Annotated in this window: 22 protein-coding genes, 1 tRNA gene and 1 other RNA gene; 4 read left to right on the top strand and 20 right to left on the bottom strand. The window is 42.4% G+C overall.

The features are described 5' to 3' along the window. Window positions 1-42 precede the first annotated feature (42 nt). Window positions 43-879 (bottom strand): alpha/beta fold hydrolase, encoded by an 837-nt coding sequence (locus tag AC4EHK_RS16625; RefSeq protein WP_490979882.1) that lies wholly within the window; start codon window positions 877-879, stop codon window positions 43-45. A 236-nt stretch (window positions 880-1,115) separates the two neighbouring features. Here AC4EHK_RS16625 and AC4EHK_RS16620 point away from each other — a divergent pair, with 236 nt between their 5' ends. Further along, entirely contained in the window at window positions 1,116-2,315 is a 1,200-nt protein-coding gene (locus AC4EHK_RS16620) for an MFS transporter (RefSeq protein WP_490979881.1), read from the top strand. 138 nt (window positions 2,316-2,453) lie between these two features. On the opposite strand, the gene AC4EHK_RS16615 is transcribed toward AC4EHK_RS16620, so the two are convergent. Then, window positions 2,454-3,017 (bottom strand): SGNH/GDSL hydrolase family protein, encoded by a 564-nt coding sequence (locus tag AC4EHK_RS16615; RefSeq protein WP_490979880.1) that lies wholly within the window; start codon window positions 3,015-3,017, stop codon window positions 2,454-2,456. A gap of 330 nt (window positions 3,018-3,347) precedes the next feature. After that, on the bottom strand, window positions 3,348-3,941 hold the full coding sequence (locus AC4EHK_RS16610) for a kinase (RefSeq protein ID WP_490979879.1): 594 nt from the start codon (window positions 3,939-3,941) through the stop codon (window positions 3,348-3,350). 237 nt (window positions 3,942-4,178) lie between these two features. Here AC4EHK_RS16610 and AC4EHK_RS16605 point away from each other — a divergent pair, with 237 nt between their 5' ends. Continuing rightward, window positions 4,179-4,703 carry a P-loop nucleotide/nucleoside kinase family protein gene (locus AC4EHK_RS16605; protein ID WP_490979878.1) on the top strand — a complete coding sequence of 175 codons (525 nt, stop codon included), beginning with the start codon at window positions 4,179-4,181 and terminating at the stop codon, window positions 4,701-4,703. A 425-nt stretch (window positions 4,704-5,128) separates the two neighbouring features. Then, a complete protein-coding gene (locus AC4EHK_RS16600; protein ID WP_490979877.1) occupies window positions 5,129-5,899 on the top strand; it encodes an endonuclease/exonuclease/phosphatase family protein in 771 nt (256 codons plus the stop codon). 147 nt (window positions 5,900-6,046) lie between these two features. On the opposite strand, the gene AC4EHK_RS16595 is transcribed toward AC4EHK_RS16600, so the two are convergent. The 14 genes from AC4EHK_RS16595 to AC4EHK_RS16530 all read right to left on the bottom strand — a co-directional run bounded on the left by AC4EHK_RS16595 (window position 6,047) and on the right by AC4EHK_RS16530 (window position 19,309). Further along, window positions 6,047-6,655 carry a nucleotidyltransferase domain-containing protein gene (locus tag AC4EHK_RS16595; RefSeq protein ID WP_490979876.1) on the bottom strand — a complete coding sequence of 203 codons (609 nt, stop codon included), beginning with the start codon at window positions 6,653-6,655 and terminating at the stop codon, window positions 6,047-6,049. A 309-nt stretch (window positions 6,656-6,964) separates the two neighbouring features. Beyond that, window positions 6,965-7,318, bottom strand: a transfer-messenger RNA (tmRNA) gene (gene ssrA / locus AC4EHK_RS16590). Between the two features lie 85 nt (window positions 7,319-7,403). Beyond that, the gene (gene smpB / locus AC4EHK_RS16585) at window positions 7,404-7,868 is read right to left on the bottom strand and encodes an SsrA-binding protein SmpB (protein ID WP_142828885.1); all 465 of its coding nucleotides are present in this window, start codon (window positions 7,866-7,868) and stop codon (window positions 7,404-7,406) included. A 49-nt stretch (window positions 7,869-7,917) separates the two neighbouring features. After that, window positions 7,918-10,242 carry a ribonuclease R gene (gene rnr / locus AC4EHK_RS16580; protein ID WP_490979875.1) on the bottom strand — a complete coding sequence of 775 codons (2,325 nt, stop codon included), beginning with the start codon at window positions 10,240-10,242 and terminating at the stop codon, window positions 7,918-7,920. A gap of 24 nt (window positions 10,243-10,266) precedes the next feature. Beyond that, window positions 10,267-11,013 carry an alpha/beta hydrolase gene (locus AC4EHK_RS16575; protein ID WP_490979874.1) on the bottom strand — a complete coding sequence of 249 codons (747 nt, stop codon included), beginning with the start codon at window positions 11,011-11,013 and terminating at the stop codon, window positions 10,267-10,269. Window positions 11,014-11,084: 71 nt separating this feature from the next. Continuing rightward, window positions 11,085-11,312, bottom strand: coding sequence for a preprotein translocase subunit SecG (secG, locus tag AC4EHK_RS16570; RefSeq protein WP_049694326.1), 228 nt, complete (start codon window positions 11,310-11,312; stop codon window positions 11,085-11,087). 431 nt (window positions 11,313-11,743) lie between these two features. After that, window positions 11,744-13,039: a phosphopyruvate hydratase gene (gene eno, locus AC4EHK_RS16565; RefSeq protein ID WP_308788270.1), complete on the bottom strand. Its 1,296-nt coding sequence runs from the start codon at window positions 13,037-13,039 to the stop codon at window positions 11,744-11,746. Between the two features lie 16 nt (window positions 13,040-13,055). Beyond that, the gene (gpmI, locus tag AC4EHK_RS16560; protein WP_490979873.1) at window positions 13,056-14,588 is read right to left on the bottom strand and encodes a 2,3-bisphosphoglycerate-independent phosphoglycerate mutase; all 1,533 of its coding nucleotides are present in this window, start codon (window positions 14,586-14,588) and stop codon (window positions 13,056-13,058) included. Further along, window positions 14,581-15,342, bottom strand: a complete 762-nt coding sequence (gene tpiA / locus AC4EHK_RS16555; RefSeq protein ID WP_490979872.1) for a triose-phosphate isomerase — start codon at window positions 15,340-15,342, stop codon at window positions 14,581-14,583. The genes gpmI and tpiA overlap by 8 nt, the downstream gene beginning before the upstream one ends. Before the next feature lie 27 nt (window positions 15,343-15,369). After that, window positions 15,370-16,554, bottom strand: a complete 1,185-nt coding sequence (locus tag AC4EHK_RS16550) for a phosphoglycerate kinase (RefSeq protein ID WP_490979871.1) — start codon at window positions 16,552-16,554, stop codon at window positions 15,370-15,372. 110 nt (window positions 16,555-16,664) lie between these two features. Then, window positions 16,665-17,672: a type I glyceraldehyde-3-phosphate dehydrogenase gene (gene gap, locus AC4EHK_RS16545; protein WP_490979870.1), complete on the bottom strand. Its 1,008-nt coding sequence runs from the start codon at window positions 17,670-17,672 to the stop codon at window positions 16,665-16,667. Further along, window positions 17,673-18,716 carry a sugar-binding transcriptional regulator gene (locus AC4EHK_RS16540; protein WP_490979869.1) on the bottom strand — a complete coding sequence of 348 codons (1,044 nt, stop codon included), beginning with the start codon at window positions 18,714-18,716 and terminating at the stop codon, window positions 17,673-17,675. Window positions 18,717-18,823: 107 nt separating this feature from the next. Further along, window positions 18,824-19,054 (bottom strand): glutaredoxin family protein, encoded by a 231-nt coding sequence (locus tag AC4EHK_RS16535; protein ID WP_490979868.1) that lies wholly within the window; start codon window positions 19,052-19,054, stop codon window positions 18,824-18,826. Between the two features lie 183 nt (window positions 19,055-19,237). Continuing rightward, window positions 19,238-19,309: transfer RNA gene (locus AC4EHK_RS16530), tRNA-Arg, on the bottom strand. 171 nt (window positions 19,310-19,480) lie between these two features. Between AC4EHK_RS16530 and clpP the strand changes: the two genes are divergently transcribed. Beyond that, window positions 19,481-20,092 carry an ATP-dependent Clp endopeptidase proteolytic subunit ClpP gene (clpP, locus tag AC4EHK_RS16525; RefSeq protein ID WP_490979867.1) on the top strand — a complete coding sequence of 204 codons (612 nt, stop codon included), beginning with the start codon at window positions 19,481-19,483 and terminating at the stop codon, window positions 20,090-20,092. A 57-nt stretch (window positions 20,093-20,149) separates the two neighbouring features. Here the strand turns inward: clpP and AC4EHK_RS16520 are convergent, their stop codons facing one another. The 3 genes from AC4EHK_RS16520 to AC4EHK_RS16510 are packed head-to-tail and all read right to left on the bottom strand — an operon-like array spanning window position 20,150 to window position 22,436. Continuing rightward, entirely contained in the window at window positions 20,150-20,407 is a 258-nt protein-coding gene (locus tag AC4EHK_RS16520; protein ID WP_490979866.1) for an HPr family phosphocarrier protein, read from the bottom strand. Between the two features lie 59 nt (window positions 20,408-20,466). After that, window positions 20,467-21,417 carry a DNA-binding protein WhiA gene (gene whiA, locus AC4EHK_RS16515; protein WP_490979865.1) on the bottom strand — a complete coding sequence of 317 codons (951 nt, stop codon included), beginning with the start codon at window positions 21,415-21,417 and terminating at the stop codon, window positions 20,467-20,469. Between the two features lie 23 nt (window positions 21,418-21,440). After that, window positions 21,441-22,436, bottom strand: a complete 996-nt coding sequence (locus tag AC4EHK_RS16510; protein WP_490979864.1) for a gluconeogenesis factor YvcK family protein — start codon at window positions 22,434-22,436, stop codon at window positions 21,441-21,443.

Below are 22,436 nucleotides of genomic sequence, written 5' to 3'. Positions count from 1 at the left end.
AATTAATAAGATTTCAATTACTAATTAATACTCTTCATGCTTTTAAAGAGACCAGTTTTCTCTTATTTCATTTATTACTACTTCTGGATTATCCCAATGCAGCATATGAGTAGTACGAGGAATGACCTTCACATTTCCCTTAGCCTTTTGCTCAAATAGTTTTGAGGTTTTCGCTCTGTAATCTTCTTGTTCTTCAGGCAACGCTGCTCTAAGCAATAATATGTCGGCCGGTAATTTACCAAAGATCTCGGTTATTTCGTGTTTGTGCATCCCTTTAATTATATGGCTCCCTGTTATTCCTCTTGCATGCCAATAAAATTTGTTGTTCCTTTCTAGAACAAGATCCTTGGCTGCGAGTTCTAATAAAGGGGATCTCCTGGAAACCTCTCCATAAACGGCATCCCTCAAAAAGCTCTCCCAAGTCTCAAAGTAGCTTTCAAAGTCCTCTTCATAATACGCTGCTTCTTCTTCCATACGTTGTCCTTTTACTCTTTTCGACTGATATCCACCATCGAGTAGAATCGTCCCAACTACTTTCTGTGGAAAATTTGCCAGATAAAACAAGGAGACAAAGCTCCCCCAAGAATGAGATAGGAGGAAGAATTTCTCGATTTGAAGCCTCTCAATAACCTGATCCAGCCACTCTGCAAGCGAAGGCAGTTCGTAATCTTCTGCTGTTGGAAAAGGATCCGTTTTGCCGTGGCCTGGTTCATCGATAGCAATAATTCTAAATTCATCTTTTAGCTGCTCGGCTATTTCAATAAAACTGAGGCTTGTACTCCCTAATCCATGCAAACAAAAAATGACTGGTGTATTTGGTTTCCCCCATTCGGTTACACGGATAGTAATCTGTTCATCATTTATAAAATAACGTCTCAAATTTTTTCCTCCTGAGCTTGTTGATTAAAATTTTAACCACATTGAGATTAATCTTTACGAGCCATTTATTTCCTGTTTAGTTAGAGTATAATGGAAATAATCAAAACTTTCGATAAATCACTCCCCCAAGATTTATCTTTATCCGGGAAGGAACGCATGACATGATCACTAGTCCAATTTGATAAATTCCCTTTAGTAGAAATCATTTACGAATCGATTCTTGGGGGAACTTACTAATGAAACTGAATAGAAATTTTAACATACTGCTAACCGGGCAATCGCTTGCCAATATGGGCGATGTCTTATATATTGTCAGCCTGATTTATATTATCTTTGAACTGACAGGATCGGCTACAGCAGCGGCTTTTGTGCCGTTTACCATCACCACTTCGCTGTTCATCTCGAACAGCTTGACGCCTTTGCTGATGCAGCGTTTCAATTTGAAATGGCTATTAGCTGGCTCGCAGATGTGGAAAACCGTACTGTTGATTGTTTTGGCTTTTTTGCTGCCGCAACTTTCGCTGTCCAATTTTTATGGGTTGTTTCTCATCATCAGCCTGATTGCATTATTGGATGGTTGCGCTAATCCAGTGACCCAGTCGCTCATTCCGAATTATGTGAAGAGCGAACAGTTGTTGAAAGCGAATGGCATTACTGAAACTGTGACCCAGACCATCCAGACTGCTATGTGGTTTGTCGGCAGCTCGCTGTTGATTTGGTTCTCTGTAAATGAATTGATCTGGTTGACAGCTGGCTTGTTTTTGTTGTCTAGTCTGCTGTTAAGCATTTTGGAAAAAGTCGAATTTACACCAGCGATTCGACAAAGCAAATGGCAGCAAATCAGTCAAGGGTGGCATACTGTTTCTACTACGCCAGTGTTAAAGCGAATTGTCTGGATGGATGTGCTGGCTAGAATTGCCGACACCGCGTGGATTTCTGCGATTTTGTATATCTTTGTCATTGAAGTCTTATTGGCGGAGGAGAAATGGTGGGGATTCATCAACGGCTCCTTTTTCCTGGGATTGATTGGGGGCAGCCTATTTTGTCTGCGATATGCTGATTGGATTGAACAAAGACTCAGTCCGCTTATTTTCTGGGGAGCTGTTTCTTGCAGTCTGCTGACGATTTGCTTCGGATTGAACAGTGTACCGATAGTGGCACTGGTTCTTATGTTCGTTGTCGGGGTTGTTACCCAGATTAAGAATATTCCGCAACAGACTGTGGTTCAGACGAGTGTTTCGCTAGACCGATTGCCTACGGTGTTTACCACTCTAGGAGCAATCGGCACTGGAACCTTCGGTGTTGCTTCACTGTTAATGGGAATTTTGGCAGATGCATTTGGCATTCGTAGCGTCTTTATGTTTTCGGGAATTTTATTGGCAGCAGTCAGTTTGATTGCTTACAAAGGCAGACTCCTGCTGTGGCGAACAGTATAAACTCTTACTATAAGAAGGAGACATTCGGAATACTGCCGAATATCTTCTTCTTTTGTATTCTTCATTCTGTCATGAACTTACTTCTGAAAACCTCATGATACATAAAACAACTTTTTAAATAAACGTTTTGTCGTTTTATTACCGAGTCTCTTCAATTTTCTTTTTTATTAGTTCAACTAAAAAATCATAGCCATCTTCACCGAAATGTAATCCATCGTTTTCTAGCCCTTTAAGTTTTTGCAAGTAATTCTCCACTGAAATCAGTTCAGAAAAGAGATCGATGAAACGAGTGTCTGTTTCATCCGCTACTTCTTTAACTACTTCAGCATAGGCAAATAAAACTTCATTTGTCCTTGCAAACTGAACACGTTCATCTACTGGAGAAGGAGAAATTAAAATAGTTCTCTCGGGTTTCAGTACTTGGACAATTTTGTAGAGATTTTCTTTAAAGTTTTTTAAATCGATTTGTTTATGAGATGCTGCGTCATTTGCCCCGAACAACACCGTTACTATATCGGGATTATGTTTGATAACATCCCTCTCAATTCTGAGTAAAGCGTCACAAGTATTATCGCCGGAAACACCTGCGTTGATCACTTCAAAGCTATTCAAGATTGAAGACAATTTACTGGTCAACATAGGTTGATCAAAGCCTTCTTTTCTGGCCGTAAGGCTGTCTCCAAAACAAACCATCCTAAGCATCTAATTCCCCCTGTGACCTGTTTAATTTATCATACTTTATTTAACCTTCATATCATCTGTCGTCTTACCAATCATTTAGTTGAAGATTTTAACTATCTAAGTTAAGATTTTTTTATTTCACCAAAATTTACATTTAATGAAATAAAATTAATAGAGTTATTAACAATAATACCGTTCGAAAAAGTACACTTTATAGACAGAAAGGGCGAGAAGAGATGCTCTGCCTACATCTTCTCTACTTTCGTATTCAAGCAGAATCCTTCAGGTAACTTATGATATATACTATAATTCTAGATTTTCCAAACTTTAATTATACTTCATACCAAATTATTAATTTTTAAAAACAAAATCTGAGTGTTTCATCGGTTCTTCGGTTTCTAAATAATAATCCTCAGCTTTCCAATAACGATTTTTAAATTTTTCAATATTTTTTCGTGTAATTGCATTCTCCCGTTTAAATCTTTTTTCTCTTGAACTATCTATAAAAAATACATAATCATAGAAACTCTTCCACTCTTTCCGTTGCAGAAAAACACCCTCAATTATAATTAGACATGTTTCAGGAATTTTAACTTTCTTCATTTTTTGTTTGTCAGCTTCATCATCATAGGTTAGCAAATATAACTCATCAGATTGCTTTAATTTTTCAAAAAAGTTTACTTTTAACCACTTGGTATCCCACTGCAGTTGATAATATTCGTACCATTCTGCCTGGCCGGTGTTATAACGCTTTTTTCTTTCGACAATATAGTTATCTATATGAAAAATACACAAGGGAACTTTTTCATCCAATAATTGCTGTTTTATCTTATTTCCAATTGTTGTTTTTCCCGATCGACTTAGTCCATCTATTCCTAACACAAGCCTTTTTCCACTTCTATGTTTTGGAATCTTTGAAACTATTTCCAGAATATCATCTTCCATATTCGCCACCCCTTACCTTCTTACTATATTATCTTCTTCTCTAGTTTAACTTCTTATTCGTATAGTAAACATTGCAACTATAACCTTTCCGATAAAACAAATATTTTCGTCCGTTCATTCTGTAGTGGAAGTATAAAAATGGGTAATACATGCTAAATTTTAATGATATATTATGGTTTCGTTACTTTATTTTATTTCAGAACTATTTATCAAAGTAACAGGAAATGAGGTCTGTACATGTTCTTTGTTCAAATGTCTGGTTTTCCTGGTTCGGGGAAGTCGACACTTTCACGTGAAATTGCCAAGCAACTTAAAGCAGTTATTGTTGATCATGATATCGTCAAATCATCTTTAATGGAGTCCCTTTTGGAAGTTACAATTGATCCTAAACTTACTGGCAAAGCTTCTTACAATATCGACTGGTCACTCGTTGAATTTTACCTATCCCAAGGACATAATGTCATTTTAGATAGCCCCTGTCTCTATGATGAACTTATCGAAAAAGGAATTTCATTAAGCGAAAAGTACCCCATTAAGTATAAATATGTAGAATGTTACCTAAATGACATGGACGAAATCAATCGAAGATTAAGAGAACGCGAAAAAATGATTAGCCAAATAAAAGAAGTGCCCTCCTTAGAAGCCTTCCAGTATACAATCACTAACAGCAAGAAACCCTTAGAAAGGGAAATATTGACCGTTGATACAAGCAAGCCTATAGAAGCTTATTTACAAGAAGTAATCGACTACATAAAGGCTTAGATTTTATTTAACGCGGTAAATAAAACCCCAGTATTCTTTCCAAGATACACCAGTTTTTTCTAGTTTGCCAAATCGTTTTTAAAATTACGCTTTTACAGACCGATCTTCTTGTAGTTTTTCAAACTAGAAATAAATATCATCCCAGTATTTAAATTCAAGTACATAAAAATATTGATGGTTTTTAAGCCTGGAAGAAAATGCGAGGGAGAGTGTACATTGTTCCTGAACCAGCTGGTATAGGAAAATCAATAACAGCTCGAAAATTGGTATAAGATCTCAATAAGAGTGCATATATCTTCAGAGATATAATCAGTCACATCCCAGTTTTTGATCGTAAAAAAATCCTGAGAATCAAACAAAGATATTCATTTGAATTGGAACAGTCAAAGATCTGCTCACTTTCAAATAGGAGATGGGGGGAAATCATGAGAATAGCAACCTTTAATGTTTGGAACAACCAAACTATGTGGGCAGATAGGTTAAAGGCGATCTGTGAGGAAGTAAAAAAAGTGAATTCTGATATTATCGCTTTACAGGAAGTAAGGACTTTTAGCAGTGAAGATGGAAGTATAAATGTGGCACAATATATAGCCGATCATACAGGATATCCCTATTGCATTTTTAAAGAATACCCTGATTCACCAGATGAGGGTCTTGCTTTTCTAAGTAAAATTCCCATTTCAAATATAGACGCAATCTGGCACGCATATACAAAGGAATCGAACTACTGTGCTATTAGAATGACTTTTAACTACGATAGCTTTGAGTATGGAATCACCAATGTCCATTTGAATTGGAGAACCTCTGAAATAAGAAAAGAGCAAATACAATCAGTGAACACTTGGATTGCTGAAAATGCTAAACCATTTGAAATTCTTTGTGGTGATTTTAATGATGCGCCTGACTCAAATATTCATAACTATCTACAAGAAAATAGGTGGTTGGATCTGGCAGTGTTGAATGAAGAAAAAAACGGTGTTAAAGCTCAGGCAACTTTGGACCAGATTAACAACTCCCACTTAAAAAATGTGACCAATTTGAGTGAACAGTCTAGGTATGATTGGATTTTAATGAAAAAACTTGAGAGTTTAAATCTCCCTTTGTTAAATAGTGTTGAAGTGTTTGGAAAACTACCTGTGACGAAAGTAAATATACTGCCCAGTGACCACTATGGTGTCATAGTAGATATTACTTAGCTTAATTGTTCTTAAAAGTCTACTTATACAGAAAAAAAAAGGGAAGCAGTGCTGATTTGCACTCCTTCCCTTTTGAGTTTATGCAATTAGAATTACCACTACTAGCGATGAGGTGATGATATGAAAACGGATATTTGATTTGTACAATCAGTCTCCTAAACTCTTCATCCAACTATGTTCTAAAGGAAATTTCCTTTTTAGTGCTTCTTTCAACCAATCTTTGTCTATTGATGACAATGAAGACAACACAGACTGGAAGTCCTTGAAATCTTTTTTTCTTATTTGTGAAGAGCCTCCTTTATATAAAAGTTGAATGGCAGTCTTCAAATAAGGAACTTTATTTGTATCATATGAGAATAATTCTTCTTTTGATCCTTTAATCGTCTTTTCTCGCCGATAAATCCAGTTATCTTGTTCATAATCCCGCAACATAATCTGGAATGCCCATGGAGTATGGTTCCCTCTGCTAACCCATACATCGTTAATAACATCGAGATATTCTTTTTCTCGCCAGAGTGATAACTGTTCATCTTTTGCTTTGTATAACATCCAGTCATTTTTCAAGTGTTGATAAACGACTTGTTGATCTTCCCGAAAAATGACAATGTCTATGTCGTTATGTTCTCGCGTTTTTCTGCCTAAATGCATATCCAATGCCCGGCCTCCAGCAATTCCCCAGGAAATCGGAATGCTGCTGAACAGGTTGCTCACTTCTGTTACAGTAAGTGGTTTCCAATTACTAAAATCCGTTCGCATTCTCTCCCACTTCCTTTTTCCCTCCAGCATCCATTTGGATGACCGTTCTAACTCCCGCTACTGCAATCTCGCCAACCTTACTTCGGATGGAATCCACGAGACTATACTCACGTCACAGAAAAAGCAAAAGCAGGAACCATCGAGAAGTTTGAAAACTATTTAATGAGTTAAGGTAAACGTGACGAGTTTTTTGACTAGGTTTTTGACTAGGTTTATTTGATATCATATGAAACTCAATGACATCAAAAAACGTCAAAGTCCTTGGTATATCAAGGATTTTGACGTTCAATGACACTCTGTGATATCTCACTATGGAGACGGCGGGAGTCGAACCCGCGTCCAGAAACTCCGCTACTTGAGCGTCTACGCGTGTAGCTTATTCATTAGCGTTTCGTGCACCATTCTGCCAATAAGCAGGCGTCCTGGGCACTAATCTGTGAATCTCTCCCGTTTGCCTCAGATGGCAGCAAACGTTGTATCCCACTAAAGTTGAGCTTTACCCAGCCACATGGGCGATGGATAGATAAAGCAGATCCGAGCTTACGCTGCGAATGCTAGGTTTTGGTTTGTTTTGCCAGTTGTTATAAATACGTTGATGACGGAGCCGATCCTCCGACGCGCGACCCAAGCCCAGATCATCCCTGTCGAATCCGTAACGTCCCCTTATTAAAAAGAGACACGGAAGATGAATAAACAGCTTCATGTGCTATATCCCTATTATAAGGCAACAATGGTCAGACTTCAAGTTCTAGCGGTTGTATTCTTTTATGGCACGGTCGATTTGCCGTTTCGCGTCTTTTTTCTTCAAATCTTCCCGCTTGTCGTAGTTTTTCTTCCCTTTACCGACACCGAGCAGAATTTTGGCAAAGCCGTCCTTCAAATACATCTTCAGCGGAATGATTGCAGAGCCCTGCACTTTTGAATGAGCCTCTAAATCCGTGATCTGTTTTTTGTGCAGCAGCAGTTTGCGTGACCGGGTTGGGTCATGGTTAAACTGATTGCCCTGGTCATAAGGGCTGATGTGCATATTGGATATCCAAGCTTCGCCGTTGCGGATTCGCACAAACGATTCCTTCAACTGAACCTTGCCATTTCGTGCCGATTTTATTTCTGTACCCTGCAAGACAATCCCTGCTTCGATCGTTTCCTCAATGAAAAAATCGAAACCGGCTTTCTTGTTTTGGGCAATTACTTTGCCTTCTCCTTTGGCCATGCGGTTTCACCTCAACTAGATTCAAAAAAGCGGCCCTCGAGCCGCGATTTTATTTTTTCTTGTTGCGCCCTTGCTTTGCTGCGCCTTCATAAAACTTTTTCTTCTGGCTTTTCGGCTTGCGCCCAGGTCCGCCGCCTTCTGGCTTTTTGCCACCGCGTCCAGGTTTTCCGCCGCCGTCTTTTTTCCCGGCACGAATCACTTTCGGCTGTTCTCTTCTCGACTGGCGTGTGTTTTGGACCATACCGACGATTTCAAAGTCAATTGATGATTCTTCCGGTTTTACGCCGATGACTTTGATTTCGATTTCGTCACCAATCCGGAATTGACGTTTGCTGCGCTCGCCGATCATCATCATGCTGCGATCGTCAAAGCGGTAGTAGTCATCCGTCATATTGGAAACGTGAACCAACCCTTCAATGGTGTTTGCCAGTTCAATAAACAAACCAAAGTTCGTTACTGAAGAAATGATCCCAGTAAACTGCTCTCCAATTTTATCAGCCATGAACTGCGATTTCTTCAAAGCATCTGTATCGCGTTCTGCTTCAACTGCACGGCGTTCGCGTTCTGATGTATGTGTAGCAATATCGTCCATATTGGCATCCCAATACGCGATTGTTTTCTGCGATAAATCTTTTTCGATCAAGTATGTGCGGATTAAGCGGTGCACAATCAAATCCGGATAACGGCGAATCGGTGAAGTAAAGTGCGTATAAAACTCAGTCGATAACCCAAAATGCCCTAAGCTCTCAGCCGAGTATTTCGCCTGTTGCATGGAACGAAGCATCATCGTGGAAATAACCGGCTCTTCCGGAGTTCCTGCAATAGATTCAACAATTTCCTGCAAAGCTTTTGGATGAATCTGCGTGCCAGACCCTTTTACCATAATCCCAAAATTGGTTACAAATTCGAAAAAGCGCTGCAGTTTTTCCGGCTTCGGATCTTCGTGAATCCGGTAGATTGCGGGTACTTCCATGCGGTGGAAATGTTCAGCCACTGTTTCGTTGGCAGCCAGCATAAACTCTTCAATCAGACGCTCGGAAACAGTACGCTCACGAACAACTACATCTGTTGGATAGCCGTTTTCATCTACCAGTACTTTGGATTCTTTGAAATCAAAATCGATAGCACCGCGGCGCATACGCTTCGTACGAAGTACTTCAGCAAGCTCTTTCATCAATTCGAACATCGGCACCAATTCGCTGTATTTCTCTTTCAGCTCTTGGTTGTCCTGTTCCAAAATTTCATAAACGTCCGTATACGTCATACGTGCTGACGTATTGATCACGCTTTGGAAAATGTCGTGAGAAACCACTTCGCCTTGGTCGTTGAAAATCATCTCGCAAGACAAAGTCAAACGGTCAACTTGTGGATTTAATGAACAAATTCCGTTAGACAAGCGATGCGGAATCATCGGAATCACGCGATCCGTTAAATAGATGCTCGTAGCGCGGTCATATGCTTCACGGTCGATTGCAGACCCTTCTGTCACATAATGGCTGACATCGGCAATATGAACCCCTAATTTATACGTACCATCTTCATATTTAACCACTTGTACAGCATCATCCAAATCTTTGGCGTCGGCGCCATCAATCGTGACAATGTGTTCGCCCCGCAAGTCGCGGCGATCAGTGAGGTCTGCCGGGTCAATTTCATCCGGCACATTGTTTGCCTGTTCCAGTACATCCGGCGGAAATTCAGTTTCAATTCCGTATTTATGAATGATGGACAGAATATCGACGCCTGGATCGTTTTTATGGCCAAGAATTTGCGTCACCATGCCCGTCGCAGACTTTCTGCCTTCCGGCCATCCTGTAATCTCTACAACCACTTTATGGCCATCTACTGCACCTAATGTGTCGTCTTTCGCAATAAAAATATCCATGTTCATTTTCTTATCGTCTGTCACAACAAAGCCAAAGCCTTTGTTTTCCTGGAACGTTCCAACCGCTTTTGTTGTGCCGCGTTCGATAATTCGGATGATCGCGCCTTCGCGGCGGTCTCCTGAGGATCCTTCAGAAACGCGGATTATTACTTTATCGCCGTTTACTGCGCCATTTGTTTCCGTCGGCGGAATAAAGACATCATCCAAACCGGCTTCTTCAGGTGCCACAAAGCCGAATCCTTTTGGATGCCCAATAAATTTTCCGCGCATCAAGTTCATCCGCTCCGGTACGCCGTAGCGATTGGATCTTGAACGGACAAGCGTGCCTGATTCTTCCAAACGTACCAATGTTTTGACCAATTCTTTAAACTCTTCGGCATCTTCAAAACCGAATTGTTCTTCTATTTCTTGTACTGTCAGCGGCTTATATGCTTCTTCACGCATGAAGACCAGTAAGCGCTGTTCCAATGAACCTTCGTTATTTCCCAAATCGAACTCCTCCTTTATGACCGTTCACACACTCCAATCAAGTGATTCAAGAAATGCGAAAATGTCTTCGTGCAATTGTTTTTTCTCTTTATCCAGCGTAATGACATGGCCCGAGTTTTCATACCACTTGATGTGTTTATCGGTCGATTCGGCATTTTCGTAAATTACATTGGCCGAATCCGGATTGATGACGTTATCCAGTCTGCCTTGGACGACGAACAATGGCGCATAGACATGGTCCACTTGTTCTTTGACTTCTGCAATTAAAGCACGCAGATCAGCCAGTGATTCCATCGGCCGTTCCTGGAAAGCCTTCATTTCTTTTTCGATAAGCTCATCGCTTTTTCCTTCATAATTCTTATATTCCCGTGCATATTTCAACACACCTTCGTACATCAAGTCAGTGGTTTTCATATACATCGGTGCACACATGGTGACAATTCCCTTGATAGGTTTTGTATACCCTAATTTCAGGCTGAATACGCCGCCAAGCGATAGACCGGCTACTGCAATTTCGGTATAGCCCTCTTCCAGCAATGTCTCATATGCCTGTTCAACGTCTTTCCACCAGTCTGCAGGACCCGTGCCAACCAGTTCTTCAGGTGCTACCCCATGGCCCGCGTAATGCGGTGCAATGCTGGTGTATCCATTGGTTTCCAAAAAGCGGCCCAACATCCGGACATCCGCCGAGTTTCCAGTAAATCCATGCAGCAAGAGAACTGCCCGCTTGCCTGCTTTGAAGAAAAATGGTTTTGGCTGCGCAATTCGCATGAAAATCCCTCCATTCTAATACTAAAAGAAAACGCCCAACCATGTATGGTCAGGCGATTTAATCATCTACATTAAACTTTCGTTACGGCAACAGCCAGAATAAAGAATAAGGCAGCAAGTACGATCGTTACACGGTGAAGGACCAAGTCCAAACCACGAGCTTTTTGCTTGCCGAAAAGTTGCTCTGCTCCACCGGAGATGGCTCCTGAAAGACCTGCACTTTTTCCAGATTGCAATAAAACGACTACGATTAATGCGAGCGATACGATGACGAGTAATGTCATTAACAACGTATGCATAAATTCCACCTCCTGAAAAGAACGTTCACAACAAATCTAAGTTTACCAAAAATTGTGACCGGTGACAATAGCAATAGAAAATAGAGGCATTTGCCTCTATTTTCTCAGCTTGTAGAAAAACTTCTAATATGGCTTGGTTTTACGAAGCTTTCCGCGGGCTCTCGTCGCTAACGCTGCTCTGCAGGAGTCGAGCGGACGCTTCTCCAAACCACTTAGTAAGTTCTTTCTTTTTTTAATGAAGCGGAAGGCGGCGACTCCTACGGGAGCAGTGGCGAAGCAAAGCGACAGAGCGACACGAGCTGGAGCCACTGGACTGAGCGCAGCGAGGGAAGCGGCAGAAGCCGTGCCCGTGGAAAGCGTCCGCCTAAAGCGAAATGAAAACCTAAAGACTTTTTTGACAAATTGTGAAAATAGAAACAGTAGCCTCTATTTTATTTTTTCAAGTTGTAGAAAGTTTTTAGACCTAAGTATTGGCCTGTTTCAAATAGCTGATCTTCGATGCGCAACAACTGGTTGTATTTCGCAACGCGGTCCGTACGTGATGGAGCGCCTGTTTTGATTTGTCCAGCATTTGTTGCAACAGCGATATCGGCAATTGTCACATCTTCAGACTCGCCTGAACGGTGGCTGATGACAGCTGTATAGCCGGCACGTTTCGCCATTTCAATCGCATCGAAAGTTTCAGTCAATGTACCAATTTGGTTTACTTTGATCAGGATCGAGTTGCCGATGCCTTCTTCGATTCCTTGCGCCAATTTCTTCGTGTTGGTAACGAAAAGATCGTCTCCAACTAATTGAACGCGGTCACCGATTCGTTCAGTTAATAATTTATGTCCAGCCCAGTCGTTTTCATCCAATCCATCTTCGATTGAAATGATTGGGTATTTGTTGCAAAGCTCTTCGTACCAGTCAACCATTTCGGCAGAAGTTTTCACCGTGTTGTCGCCTGGCAAGTTGTAGACGCCTTTTTCTTTGTCGTAGATTTCAGAAGAAGCAACATCCATTGCAAGCAATACGTCTGTTCCCGCTTTGTAGCCAGCTTTTTCAATCGCTTCTAAAATTGTAGTCAATGCTTCTTCGTTAGATCCCAAGTTCGGAGCAAATCCGCCTTCGTCTCCGACTGAAGTGTTGTAGCCTTTTTCTTTCAAGACAGCTTTTAAGTTATGGAAAATTTCTGCGCCCATTTGAACCGCTTCACGGAACGATTTTGCGCCAACTGGCATTACCATGAATTCCTGGATGTCCACGTTGTTGTCAGCATGTTCGCCGCCGTTTAAGATGTTCATCATTGGAACCGGCAATTGTTTTGCGTTAAAGCCGCCCAAGTATTGGTAAAGTGGAACGTCCAAGTAGTCAGCGGCAGCGTGTGCCACGGCCAATGAAACGCCCAAAATTGCGTTTGCGCCTAAACGGCCTTTGTTTTCTGTTCCGTCCAATTCGATCATTGCGTTGTCGATGGATACTTGGTCAAGGACCGAGTATTTTTCTTCTATTGCTTCTGCAATTTCAGTATCAACAAATTCTACAGCCTTTAATACGCCTTTACCAAGGTAGCGGCTCTTGTCGCCATCGCGAAGCTCAACTGCTTCGTGTTCGCCTGTAGACGCGCCTGAAGGTACGATTGCACGGCCAAATGCGCCGCTTTCTGTGAATACCTCAACTTCGATTGTCGGGTTTCCTCGTGAATCTAAAATTTCGCGTGCTTGAATTTGTGTAATAATTGGCAATTAAAACAGCTCCCTTTTAATATAATGGTTTTCCAGTCATTTCGACTGGTTGTTCAACATTTAGCATTTTTAAAATTGTTGGTGCCAAATCGGCAAGAATGCCGTCGGTGCGCAGTACGTGATCTGACTTTGTCAGGATCACCGGTACTTGGTTGGTCGTATGTGCCGTCATTGGCAAGCCGTCAACTGTGCGAACTTCATCTGCGTTGCCGTGGTCAGCTGTAATCACTGCTGAGCCTCCCTGGGCGTGCAGCGCGTCTACAATGCGGCCCAAACATTCATCCACTACTTCAATGGCACGAATGGTTGGTTCCAGCAAGCCGCTGTGCCCGACCATATCCGGATTGGCAAAATTCAAGATGATGGCATCGTGTGCCCCTGCTTCAATTTGCTCTACCAGACGGTCGGTCACTTCGTAAGCACTCATTTCAGGCTGTAAATCATATGTCGCAACTTTTGGCGACGCCACAAGAATGCGGTCTTCTCCAGGAAAGACGTTTTCACGCCCTCCACTCATGAAGAAAGTCACGTGCGGATATTTTTCTGTTTCGGCAATCCGCAGCTGTGTCAATCCATTGGCTGAGATCACTTCTCCAATAGTGTTCTCCAAGTTCAGCGTTTCAAATGCGACGCGTGTCGGCAAATCCTCACTGTATGAAGTAAAAGTAACGTAAGTTAAATTTACTGGGTGTTTGGCACTTAGCGGAAAGCCGGTAAAATCTTCCCGAATAAACGCAGATGTTAATTGGATCGAACGGTCCGGCCGGAAGTTGAAGAAAATAAGCGAATCGTCCGAATCGATCGTTGCTACCGGTTTGCCGTCTTCAACGATTGCAAATGGTACGACAAATTCGTCAGCCACATCCAGATCATACGAATGTGTGATGCCGGCATTTGCAGAAGGAGCCGTTTGGCCAATCCCATCAACCAGCACACGGTACGCCAGATCGGCGCGTTCCCAGCGTTGGTCGCGGTCCATCGCATAATAACGGCCGCTGATCGATGCAAATTTACCAATACCGATTTCGTTCATTTTTTGCTCGGCTTCTTCTACGTATTTGAGTGCCGTCCGTGGCCCTACATCTCGGCCATCCAGGAAACCATGTACGTATACCTCTGTTAATCCCTGCTGCTTAGCCAATCTCAGCAAAGCAAAAAGGTGCTCGTAATGGCTATGGACCCCGCCATCAGACAGTAAGCCCAAAATATGAAGCGCTTTGCCGCGGCTTTTTGCATTGGCGATCGCTTCAAGAAACGCAGGGTTCTCATAAAAGTCGCCTTCACGAATTGCTTTATTGATGCGTGTCAGGTTTTGATAGACCACTCGTCCGGCACCAATATTCAAATGCCCTACTTCCGAGTTGCCCATTTGCCCGTCCGGCAAGCCAACCGCTTCACCTGAAGCCGTCAACCTTGCGTGTGGGTAAGTATTCCATAACCGATCAAAATTAGGTTTTTTTGCTTGTGCAACGGCATTACCGAAAGTCTCTTCACGGCAGCCAAATCCATCTAAAATGATGAGTGCCGCTGGATGTTCGGTTTTACGCATGTGAACCCGCCTCCAACAATTTGACAAAAGAATCAGCTTCTAAGCTTGCGCCTCCAACTAATGCTCCATCAATATGCTCCATGCCCATTAGTTCAACAATATTGGCTGGTTTTACGCTGCCGCCGTACTGTACGCGAAGCTCTTCAGCTGCTTGATCGTTATACAATGCTGCCACTTTTTTGCGGACAATGCCACAGACTTCGTTAGCGTCTTCAGCAGTAGCAGTTTTGCCAGTTCCGATTGCCCAGATAGGCTCATAAGCAATAACCAATTGAGCAATTTGTTCTTCACTCAGACCGGCAATGCCTTTTTCTACTTGTGCTTCAACAACCGAACCGGTTTCTCCACTTTCGCGATGCTCAAGTGTTTCACCGACACAAAGAATCGGCACTAGACCATGGTTGAAAGCAGCTTTGACTTTTTTGTTTGCAGACTCATCGGTTTCATTGAAATACTGGCGGCGCTCTGAATGGCCGATAATTACGTATTTCACGCCAATGTCTGTCAATTGGACAGGACTGATTTCTCCAGTAAATGCACCTTCATCTTCTTCGGACATTGTTTGTGCGCCGATTTGAAGCGGGCTGTTTTCTGCAGAAGCAACTAGCTGTGTTAGGAAGATCGCAGGAGCACAAATGACTGCATCCAATTTTTCAGCATCCGGCACTAATCCATTTACTTCTTCGACAAATTGTTTTGCCTCTGTTGCTGTTTTGTACATTTTCCAGTTTCCTGCAATAATTGGTTTTCTCACAAAAGCACTCCCTTTCAAGTAATCGTCTTATTTATCTGTTAATGCACTGACACCCGGCAAGTCTTTGCCTTCCATGAACTCTAAGGAAGCGCCGCCGCCTGTAGAGATGTGATCCATTTTATCGGCCACATGGAATTTTTCAACTGCCGCAGCAGAATCTCCGCCGCCAATTACGGTGTAGCCTTCAGTTTCAGCCATTGCTTGCGCAACAGATTTTGTACCATTTTCAAACGAAGGCATTTCAAAAACGCCCATTGGTCCGTTCCAAATGATCAATTTCGAGTTTTTAATAACGTCTGCATACAACTCCACAGTTTCAGGACCGATATCCAATCCTTCCCAATCTGACGGGATTTCCTGGATGTTGACACTTTTCTTCTCTGCATCATTAGAAAAGTCATTGGCGACGATCGCATCAACCGGCAAATAAAGTTTTACGCCTTTTTGCTCTGCTTTTTCAATGAATGATTTAGCCAAGTCCAGTTTGTCATCTTCCACCAGCGAATTCCCGATTTCAAAGCCTTGCGCTTTGATAAAGGTATAGGAAAGTCCGCCGCCAATCAGCAAGTTATCAACCTTATCCAATAAATGGTCAATGACACCGATTTTATCTTTTACTTTCGCTCCACCGATAATTGCCGTAAACGGACGATCAGGTTCTGACAACGCTTTGCCCAATACATCCAGCTCTTTTTCCAGCAATAAGCCTGACACGGACGGCAAGTGGCTGGCAATACCGGCTGTTGAAGCATGTGCACGGTGAGCTGCACCGAACGCATCGTTAACGAACACATCGGCAAGATTGGCAAATGCTTTTGCCAGCTCTTCGTCATTTTTTTCTTCTCCCGGATGGAAACGGACGTTTTCAAGTAAGACAATGTCGCCTTCTTGCATCGCTGAAATTTCGTTTTCAACATTCTCGCCAATCGACTCATCCAGGCTCTTTACTTCTTTATGTAACAATTCGCCTAACCGGACGCCTGTCGCAGCGAGTCTCATGTCTTCGTTGACTTCACCTTTAGGGCGACCCAAATGGCTGGCCAAAATAACTTTTGCGCCTTGTTCGATCAAGTATTCGATTGTCGGCACGGCTGCACGGATTCTTGTGTCGTCCGTCACTTTGCCATCTTCCATCGGCACGTTGAAATCAACACGGCAAAATACGCGTTTTCCTTTCAAATCCAAATCTTTCATGGTCATTTTCTGCTGCATGAAAATACCTCCTATTTGTATTCAAAAAAATAAGGGACGGGGTATGTCCCCGCCCCTTTTACCCTCTTTTATTATAGGGGTTCATTGGTAATTAAGCTATGATTTTGGAATTACAATCCTGTTTTGTACATGTGCAATGCAAGGTCGATACAACGTGCTGAGTAGCCAGACTCGTTATCGTACCAAGCCAAAACTTTAACCATGTTATCGCCAAGTGCCATTGTTGACAAACCGTCAACTGTTGAAGAGGCAGAGTTGCCGTTATAGTCTTTAGAAACTAATGGAAGGTCGCTGTATTCCAAGTAACCTTTCAATTCGTTTTCAGTTGCATCTTTTAATGCATTGTTAACATCTTCAACTGTAACTTTTTGCTCAAGGTCTACTACCAAGTCAATTAGAGATACGTTTGAAGTTGGTACGCGGATTGCCATACCGTCAATTTTGCCTTCTAGTTCAGGCAATACTTGTGATACTGCTACTGCTGCTCCAGTTGTTGTTGGAATCATAGATTCTGCAGCTGCACGTGCACGGCGGTAATCTTTGTGCGGTGAATCCAAAAGAATCTGGTCATTTGTATAAGAGTGAATCGTTGTCATCATAGCGTGCTTGATGCCAAAACGGTCATTCAATACTTTAGAAATTCCAGCTAAGCCGTTTGTTGTACAAGATGCGTTTGAAATAACATGGTGTTCTTTCGGGTCGTACGACTCATGGTTAACACCCATAACAAGTGTTTTCATGCCGCTTTTGCCTGGTGCTGAAACGATAACTTTTTTAGCTCCAGCTTCGATGTGTTTTGAAGCAGATTCGTTATCTGTGAAGAATCCAGTAGATTCAACAACGATGTCTACGCCAAGATCTTTCCATGGAAGGTTTGAAGGGTCTTTTTCAGAGAATACACGGATTGTTTTGCCGTTAACCACAATGTTATCGCCTTCTGCTGAAACTTCAGCATCCAATGTTCCGTGGATTGAATCGTATTTTAGTAAGTGAGCAAGCATTTTAGCGTCAGTCAAGTCGTTTACTGCGACAACTTCCACTTCTTCGTTTGCCATTGCCCCACGAAATACGATGCGTCCAATACGTCCAAATCCGTTAATTGCTAATTTTAAAGTCATTTACAATTCCTCCAATTTTTTAGTCAATTCGATAATCTTTCTTGCGGCACCCTCGTCTGTGACCAACACTGTCGGGTTTGGTGCGTTTTTGAAATAAGATAAAATCGCTCTTGCTTTGGAACTCCCACCGGCAACTGCTAAGATCGTTGAAGCTTTTTGCACCTGTTCCCATTGAATGCCCGCTGTGCGAATACGATAAACAATTTTTCCATCTTTATCGAAATAATAGCCGAAAGCCTCACTTACCGCTCCACCTGAACGTATCTTTTCTGCTTCTTCCAGAGAAGAGTGGCGGCGAACCGTCATTTCTTCTGCGTTGCCTATGCCATGGACCACTACATCTGTTTGGTCGTACAAGTCCATCATTTCCTTGATCAACGGCTCTTTCATCATCATTTCGAAAGCTTCAGCACTTAAATGATCAGGCAAGTAAAGAGTTTTAAACGAACCGCCAGTTTTTTCGGCAAAAGCGGCTGCAATCGTATTGGCTTGATGCAAGACATCTTCACCTAAGCCGCCGCGGGCTGCAATAAATTGAAGCGCCCGCTTCGGTTTGCCGATTGACAGTTCTTTTGAGATGGCCGCCAGTGTACTGCCGCCAGTGACGGCGATTTTTTCATAACGGCTAAACATCATTTCCAGAAGACGGGCTGCTTCTTTGCCAATATGGAATTTTACTGCTGGAATCTCGTCGCTGTCCTGTGGCAAAATAACCACTTTCGAGATGTTTAAGACTTTTTGCAGCTCTGCTTCCATATCTGTCAATCCAGACATTTCACGAACGAAATCTTTCAGGTTCTCCAGCACTTCCAGTCCTTGCGAAGTAATAGTCATGCCTGCTGTCTTCATTTCAATCAATTGCTGCTTGCGCAGCAAATCGGTTTCTTTCCTGATCTCGCGCTCTGTTGCACCGGCAACTTCACTTAAGGTTCGCCTGCCGATTGGTTGTTCTAAATAAATTGTCTGTAAAATCTGGTATCGCTTTTTCAGGAGTTCGGACATTTCCGGCATCAGTTTTCGCTGAGCGACAGATAATGCATCCATGTGTTCACTCCGTTCTAGCTGGACGTTTTTTGTCCCATTAAATAATTTTGTGTCCCACTAAACTCATTCTACCTAATCCGTCTTTTAATTGCAAATAAAAAGAAGCGTTAACGTTCTAACGCTTCCAACAATTCTACATAACCAATATTGCCGTATAACAATACCGTGTTGTCTTTCTCCAGCACCGGAATCATGAGCATGTATTTCTCATGCAGTGCCTCGTCGCTTTCAATGTCCACTTCCTTATAGGTTATGGGGAAATCTTCATTGACAAGTTCGATCATTAACTTTGCTTCATCGCAAAGCGGGCAGTTGGAACGCGTATATAATGTAAACATCGGTTTGCCTTCTTTCTATAAACAGGATAGGTTTTCAAGCACTCGCTATATAATTGAGGCTATTCATTCAGCTTATCCATAAAAATCTTTCCGTTCAACTTATACTGCCTAGCCCACTAAATTGGCAATAAAAAAACAGCCCCTTTAGCCGGTTAAGGCAAAGGGGCTGCATTATGTTTAGGATGCCCTCGGAAGGAATCGAACCTCCATCTCAAGAACCGGAATCTTACGTGTGATCCATTACACTACGAGGGCGTTTTCGCTATTAGCGACTTTTCTATTATACGAAACCTTTTTAAGTTAATCAAGCTTATTTTTTTGATTCGTTAGATTTGACCTTCATTGACCATGATGTGTATGATAATAGTACAGCTGAGAGAACTTTCAGCATTGTTTGCAAACCACTTAATCGAGGAGGAACTTTTCATGAACTTAATTCCTACAGTAATTGAACAAACTAGCCGAGGCGAACGTGCTTATGATATTTATTCGCGTTTGTTGAAAGACCGCGTCATTATGCTAGGCAGCGGTATTGATGATAATGTTGCCAACTCAATTGTTGCACAGCTCCTGTTCCTTGAAGCAGAAGATCCAGATAAAGATATTTCGATTTACATCAACAGCCCAGGCGGCAGCATCACAGCTGGTATGGCGATTTACGACACGATGCAGTTTATCCGTCCAGATGTTCAAACAATCTGCATCGGCATGGCCGCTTCAATGGGCGCGTTCCTATTGGCAGCTGGAACAAAAGGCAAACGCCTGGCACTTCCGAATGCCGAAGTCATGATTCACCAACCTCTTGGCGGTGCTCAAGGCCAAGCAACTGAAATTGAAATTGCGGCGAAACGCATTCTTCACCTTCGCGAGAAGTTGAACCAAATTCTTTCTGAACGCACAGGTCAGCCGATCGATGTCATTTCTAAAGACACTGACCGTGATAACTTCATGACAGCTGAACGCGCGCTTGAATACGGCTTGATTGACCAAGTCATCACACGTAGCAAGCTTCCTGAAAACCACAAAAAAGACGTTTAAAACAAAAACTCACAGCCTTTGGGCTGTGAGTTTTTTTATGGTACAAAAGCTTTCTTTTTACGATTCTTGTTCAATAATTTCTGATAAAGATTGGACTGCTTTTTCCTCATCCAACCCATCTGCCGAAATTATCACTTCTGTTCCTTTACCAATTGCCAGGCTCATGATGCCCATGATGCTTTTGGCATTTACTTTTTTATGGTCTTTCTCTAAATAGACATCCGCAGTGTACCGGTTTGCTTCTTGAACAAATAACGCGGCTTGCCTTGCTTGAAGACCTGTTTTTAATAGCACTTTTACTTGTTTTTCAACCATGCTTATCCTCATCCTCCTCTGAAACTTAACTCTCTTATATATGAAAGAACAGCCAGCAGTTAGCGGCCGATCATTTCTCCCTTTCTCAGTGACGCTGCAATTTCATCAATTTTTCGCAGCCGGTGATTGACACCTGACTTGCTGACCGATCCACCCGACACCATTTCACCCAACTCTTTAAGCGTCACGTCTTGATACTCTACCCGAAGTCGGGCAACTTCACGCAAGCGTTCAGGCAATTGGTCGATTCCAATTGCACTATCGATAAAGCGGATATTTTCAACTTGCCGCAATGCTGCATCAATGGTTTTATTCAAGTTAGCGGTTTCACAGTTGACGAGACGGTTTACACTGTTTCGCATGTCTCGGATGATTCGGACATCTTCAAATTTCAATAAAGCCGAATGCGCGCCAGTAATGCTCAGGAAGTCGGCAATTTTTTCTGCTTCTTTAAGATAAGTGACAAAGCCTTTTTTCCGTTCAATAGTTTTGCTGTTTAAATGGAAAACATTCATCAAGTCGACCAAAGAGTCGGCATGATCTTTGTAGAGAGAGTAGATTTCTAGATGGTACGATGAGGTTTCAGGATTGTTGACAGATCCGCCCGCTAAAAAAGCCCCTCGCAAATAAGAGCGTTTGCAGCAGTTTTTCTCGATGAGGCTTTGGACGATCTGGTGCTGAAATTGAAAACCTTCCGTCAGAATTTCCAAGTCTTCCAGTACATGCTTGGCCCCTTCACGGATTCGGCAAATGTAGATGTTGTTCTTTTTTAACCGCATTTTTTTCCGGACAAGCAATTCCACCGGATACGCTTTGTAAAAACGTTTCAACAGCGTGTAAATACGCCGGGCGATTGCTGCATTCTCGGTTTGGATGTCGAGGCTCAATTGCCGATTGGAAAATGACAAGGTGCCGTTCATTCGTATCATTGCGGAAAGCTCTGCTTTTCCACAGCAATCATCCACTTCGATTTGCGTCATTTCTTTTTTTGTTTCAGATGCAAAAGACAAAATTCGTTCCTCCTTTCAAAGCATTAAAAGTAAAGATGCTTCGAATCTTCACCAGCACGGCCGCCCGCGTATTCAAATAACCATTCGGCTACTTTCAAAGGCTCGTGCCGGACAATTTCTCCAAAAATATTGGCGATATCTTTTCTATACACTTCAAGACCCATTTGTTTTAATCGCTCTTCATCGTATTCAACCGGGGATGCCAGCTCTTTTTTGTAGCGTTCGGCTACAATCGGTGGCATTTGGACTCTATCGAGCAGAATCGCATCGAGAAAATTTTCACCGACATGATCGTAAATCGCCTGAACATGGTCTGAAGCGGTATATTTATACGTTTCGCCTGCCTGTGTCATTAAGTTGCAAATGTAAATTTTCTTTGCGTTGGCAGCCACTACTGCTTTTTTTATATCTTTCACTAATAGGTTAGGTAAAATGCTGGTATATAAGGAACCTGGACCCACTACAATAACGTCTGCACTTTCAATCGCCGCTATTGTTGCAGGCAAGGTTTTTACGTCATGAGGTTCTATAAACACCCGTTTAATCGGCTGGAGATAGGCTGGAATTTTGGATTCCCCTTTGATGATGGTGCCGTCTTCCAGTTCAGCATTCAGGGTGACAATTTGATTGGCTGCCGGCAATACGGTTCCATTGACGCTTAGTACCCGGCTCATTTCACGGACAGCATGGGAAAAATCCCCTGTAATGTCTGTCAAAGCAGCAAGCATTAAATTCCCAAGGGAATGCCCATCGAGATCCAAGGATTGCTTAAAACGGTATTGGAACATTTCTGCAACCAAAGGTTCTGTATCCGATAATGCAGCTAGTACATTTCGGATATCTCCCGGAGGCGGAATATCCAAATCATTTCTTAAGCGGCCCGAACTTCCGCCGTCGTCTGCCACGGTGACGATTGCAGTCAAGTCCAACGGATATAACTTCAATCCACGCAAGAGTGTGGAAAGTCCGGTACCTCCGCCCAAAATAACAATGCGTTTCAGGTGCTGGTTGCGTTCCAT

This window comes from Planococcus sp. TJ-307, from assembly GCF_058268435.1.
The sequence above is the reverse complement of the archived record's forward strand: the minus strand, read 5'-3'. Positions and strand labels throughout refer to the sequence as shown.

Excerpts from the sequence above, each read along its gene's own strand:
- AC4EHK_RS16620 (WP_490979881.1), top strand. The coding sequence starts at position 1,116 with ATGAAACTGAATAGAAATTTTAACATACTGCTAACCGGGCAATCGCTT.
- AC4EHK_RS16615 (WP_490979880.1), bottom strand. The coding sequence starts at position 3,017 with ATGCTTAGGATGGTTTGTTTTGGAGACAGCCTTACGGCCAGAAAAGAA.
- AC4EHK_RS16610 (WP_490979879.1), bottom strand. The coding sequence starts at position 3,941 with ATGGAAGATGATATTCTGGAAATAGTTTCAAAGATTCCAAAACATAGA.
- AC4EHK_RS16605 (WP_490979878.1), top strand. The coding sequence starts at position 4,179 with ATGTTCTTTGTTCAAATGTCTGGTTTTCCTGGTTCGGGGAAGTCGACA.
- AC4EHK_RS16600 (WP_490979877.1), top strand. The coding sequence starts at position 5,129 with ATGAGAATAGCAACCTTTAATGTTTGGAACAACCAAACTATGTGGGCA.
- AC4EHK_RS16595 (WP_490979876.1), bottom strand. The coding sequence starts at position 6,655 with ATGCGAACGGATTTTAGTAATTGGAAACCACTTACTGTAACAGAAGTG.
- smpB (WP_142828885.1), bottom strand. The coding sequence starts at position 7,868 with ATGGCCAAAGGAGAAGGCAAAGTAATTGCCCAAAACAAGAAAGCCGGT.
- AC4EHK_RS16575 (WP_490979874.1), bottom strand. The coding sequence starts at position 11,013 with ATGCGAATTGCGCAGCCAAAACCATTTTTCTTCAAAGCAGGCAAGCGG.
- secG (WP_049694326.1), bottom strand. The coding sequence starts at position 11,312 with ATGCATACGTTGTTAATGACATTACTCGTCATCGTATCGCTCGCATTA.
- gpmI (WP_490979873.1), bottom strand. The coding sequence starts at position 14,588 with ATGCGTAAAACCGAACATCCAGCGGCACTCATCATTTTAGATGGATTT.
- AC4EHK_RS16550 (WP_490979871.1), bottom strand. The coding sequence starts at position 16,554 with ATGCAGCAGAAAATGACCATGAAAGATTTGGATTTGAAAGGAAAACGC.
- gap (WP_490979870.1), bottom strand. The coding sequence starts at position 17,672 with ATGACTTTAAAATTAGCAATTAACGGATTTGGACGTATTGGACGCATC.
- AC4EHK_RS16540 (WP_490979869.1), bottom strand. The coding sequence starts at position 18,716 with ATGGATGCATTATCTGTCGCTCAGCGAAAACTGATGCCGGAAATGTCC.
- AC4EHK_RS16535 (WP_490979868.1), bottom strand. The coding sequence starts at position 19,054 with ATGTTTACATTATATACGCGTTCCAACTGCCCGCTTTGCGATGAAGCA.
- clpP (WP_490979867.1), top strand. The coding sequence starts at position 19,481 with ATGAACTTAATTCCTACAGTAATTGAACAAACTAGCCGAGGCGAACGT.
- AC4EHK_RS16520 (WP_490979866.1), bottom strand. The coding sequence starts at position 20,407 with ATGGTTGAAAAACAAGTAAAAGTGCTATTAAAAACAGGTCTTCAAGCA.
- AC4EHK_RS16510 (WP_490979864.1), bottom strand. The coding sequence starts at position 22,436 with ATGGAACGCAACCAGCACCTGAAACGCATTGTTATTTTGGGCGGAGGT.